We start from the raw sequence: 3836 nt of genomic DNA on the forward strand, positions 1-3836 counted from the left end.
GAGCAGACGTTGCGCGAGCGCGCCCGCGCGGTTCCAGAGCGCGCGCCAGCTCAGCGCGCGGCCTTCGCAGACGATTGCGGTGGCGTCGCCGCGCGTGCGCGCATGGTCGCCCATGCGGGCCAGCATCGCGCCCTCGCCTGCGCGCGCTGCACCTGCGATCGCGGGTGCGACGTCGAGCGTCAACGTGCGCAGCACGGGATCGTCCTGTTTGACGAGGCGTTCGAGCAACTGTGCGAAATGCCCATGCAATCGCGCAACGCGCGCGGCGTCGATACGGCTCGCGTCGTACTTCCAGATCAGCGTGGTTTCGCGCTCGGGCAGCACCACGAGGGTGAGCGGATAATGCGCGCGCCCCGCCGATTCGATCGCGTCGAGCGTGAGGCCGGTGCCTTGCAACGCGGCATCGACGGGATAGTTTTCGAACACGAGCAGCGTGTCGAACAGGCCGTCGCCGCTGCGATTGGTCCACTGCTGGATGCGCGACAGCGGCGTGTGTTCGTACTGGCGCAGCGCGCCGTTGTGCTGCTGGAGTGCTTCGAGCCATGCCGACAGCTTTGTTTCGCCAGGCACGTCGATCCATACCGGCAGGCTGTTGATGAACAGCCCCAGCATGTTTTCGACCTGCGGCAGATGCGCCGGACGGCCCGACACCGTCACGCCGAATGCGGCCTGCGAGCGGTTACCGTAACGCGCGAGCAGCAGCGCCCACGCGCCTTGCAGCACCGTGTTCAGCGTCACGCGATGACGGCGCGCGGTTTCGCGCAATGCGTCGCTGAGTTCGGCATCCAGACGGAATTCGAGCGGGGCTTCGTCGGCATCGCCGGTTTCCAGCGCGCGGCCCGTGTTCAGGCCCAGCGCTTCGAGCAAGGTCGAAGGTTCGTCGATACGCTCGCCCTGCTCGCGCCACCATGCCTCGCCTTCGTCCTGCTGCAGACGCCATTGCACGTAATCTCGATACGGCGGTGCGAAACGCTCAGGCTCGCGTTGCGCGCGCAAGGCTTCATAGGCATCCGCGACTTCGCGCATCAATTGCGCGCTGCTCCAGCCGTCGAGCAAAACGTGGTGATCGGTCCAGACCAGATCGTGTGCACCATCGGCGCGTGCGAACAGCGCGATACGCAGCAGCGGCGCACGCTCGACGTCGAAGCCGCTTTGCAGGTCGTCGCGCATCCATTGCTGCAATTGCGCTTCGTACGCGTGTGATTCAAGCGCGGACCAGTCGTGTTCTGCATACGGCAGATCGACTTCGCGCAGCACGATTTGCAAAGCGTCGCCGCCGTGGCGCGTTTCGAACTGCGTGCGCAGGATTGCGTGCGTGGCGACAACATGCGCCCATGCACCGCGCAAAGCTGCGCGATCAAGCTCGCCGCGCAAGGTCAGACGACGCTGGTTCACATACAAACCGCTACCGCTTTCCAGCGCGCTATGGAACAGCAAACCTTGCTGCACCGGCGTAGCCGGATAGATATCTTCGAGATTCGCCAGATCGAAGCCCAGCGCTTCAAACGCGCCCTGCTGCAAGCCGCTCAACGGGAAATCTGCCGCCGTCAACTCAGGCTGTGCCTCCGAGGCGTGCTCGACCAATTGCGCGAGGCTACGCTCGAAGCGCGCCTTGAGCGCCTGCGTCGCCGCTTCGGCTTGCGGCGCGCAACGCCACGTGACGCTCAACCGCTCGCCGACGATGCGCGCATTCACATCAAGCGCATACGCCAGCCGCGCTGCACGATCGGTCAGCTCGCCTGCACTTTCCGCCGCGAGCGCGAAGCCGTCGCGCGCGCCGATCTGCTCGTCGAAGCGACCCAGATAGTTGAAGCTCACGCGCGGCGCAGGCAACGCAGCGAGCGCCGCGCGCACGCCCTCGTCGCCGTATTGTTCGAGCAGGCCCCAATGCACGCCCTGATGCGGCACCGCGCGGCGGCGCGCCTTGACGTCGATCAGCGCGCGGCGCAAATCGGGCTGCGCCTCGATCCAGAACGGGAAACGCGCCGTGAACCAGCCAACCGCGCGACTCAGATCGACGCCCTCTTCGCCTGCTGTCTCGCGGCCGTGGCTTTCGAGCGAAAGCAGCACGCCGCGCTCGTCCACGGCATGCGCAAGCGCCGCCAGCAAAGTTTCTTCGATGTTGGTGCGGTACGCCGCGCCCGCGCGTTCGAGCAGCGCGCGCGTGAGATCCGCATCGAACGCCGATTCGAACACGCGCGCCGAAGCGACCGTCGCCGACGCATCGACAGCATCGACACCGCGCAGCGCAGCGCGCGCGCCCGTGAGCGAGGCGCGCCACCAGGCGGCCTCGCGCTTGACCGCGTCGCGCTGCGCGCGCTGGGCGAGGCCGCGCGCCCAGGCGCTCCACGGCGTCCCTGCCGCGAGCGCGATCGTCTGACCTTGCGCCGCTTGTCCATAAGCGTGCTGCAAGTCGTCGAGCAAAACACGCCACGACACGCCATCGACGGCCAGGTGATGCACCGCCAGCAACAGCCGGTCGCCTTGCGGACGGCGGAACCACGCGGCCCGCACGAGCGGCCCGCGTTCGATATCGAGCGAGCGCTGCACGCGCGTGGCGGCCTGTTCGAGCGCTGCATCGGCATCGGCGTCAGTGGACGGTGCGCCGTCGCGCCAGTCGAACACGTCGAGCGCGCAGGCCTCGCGCGCGCCCACCTGCTGACGCCAGCCGTCGGCATGACGCGCGAAGCGCAGACGCAGCGCCTCATGCGCGCCGACCATCGCATCGAGCGCGGCGCGCAAGGCGGTTTCGTCGAGCGTCGGCGGCACGGTGAGCAGCACGGCCTGATTCCAGTGATGCTGCGCCTGCGGGAAGCGCGCGAAGAAGCCCTGCTGGATCGGCGTAAGGTCGAACGGCGCGTGCGCGGGCGAGGCCTGCTGAGCAGCCGAAGAAGCCGACGCCGATGCCGCAGCCGTCGCGGCGAGCGCCGCAAGCCGCTCGATCACCGGATGATCGAACATCTGCTTGGGCGTGAAACGCAGACCCGCGCGGCGCGCCTGGGCGATCACCTGAAGGCTCAGGATCGAGTCGCCGCCCATTTCGAAGAAGTGATCGGTGACGCCGATATCGTCGCGACGCAGCACGCGCTGCCAGACCGCGAGCAAGGTGGCTTCGGCGTCGTTGCGCGGTTGGACCGTGGCGCGCTGGGCGTTCGTGACGTTCGCGGCGGCCGAAGCGCTGGTTGGCGCGAGCGCGAGCAGCGCGGCGCGATCGAGCTTGCCGTTCGGCGTGACGGGCAGGCTCGCGAGCACGCTCACGCTCGCGGGCACCATATGCGCGGGCAGTTGCGCTGCCAGTGCTGCTTGCAAGGTATGCCCGTCGAGCGTCGTGCTTTCGCCGACCGCCGCCGCGAACGCGCGCAGTTGCACCGCGCCCTGCTCATCGGCCTGCGCGAGTACGACAGCCTCCGCCACGCCCGGCTGCGCACGCAGGCACGCGGCGACTTCGGCGGGTTCGACGCGATAGCCGCGCACCTTGACCTGCTGGTCCAGACGGCCTTCGAACACCACTGCACCGTCCGCGCGGCGATGCGCGCGGTCGCCGGTGCGATAGAGCCGCGCACCCGGCGCGCCGAACGGATCGGGCACAAAACGCTCGGCGCTCGCGCCAGGGCGGCCGCGATAGCCGCGTGCGAGCGTCGCGCCGCCCACGCAGAGTTCGCCGCTTGCGCCGGGCAAGACGGGCTGGCCATCGGCGTCGAGCAGATAGACGCGTGCGCCGTCCAGCGCGTGGCCGAGCGGCGGCGTCCCGGACGTGTCGTCGCCAAGGCGATGCGTCAGCACGCCGACCGTGGTTTCGGTCGGGCCATAGTGGTTGAGCACGGCGCACGCGGGCG

General features: G+C 68.7%; 1 protein-coding gene. It reads right to left on the reverse strand.

The features are described 5' to 3' along the window. The coding region (locus F3J17_RS35810; protein ID WP_345891294.1) for a condensation domain-containing protein at positions 1–3822 on the reverse strand (3822 nt) is incomplete at its 3' end. Positions 3823–3836 lie beyond the last annotated feature (14 nt).

It is taken from the genome of Burkholderia sp. Ax-1719 (assembly GCF_011753055.1).
Taxonomy (GTDB): domain Bacteria; phylum Pseudomonadota; class Gammaproteobacteria; order Burkholderiales; family Burkholderiaceae; genus Paraburkholderia.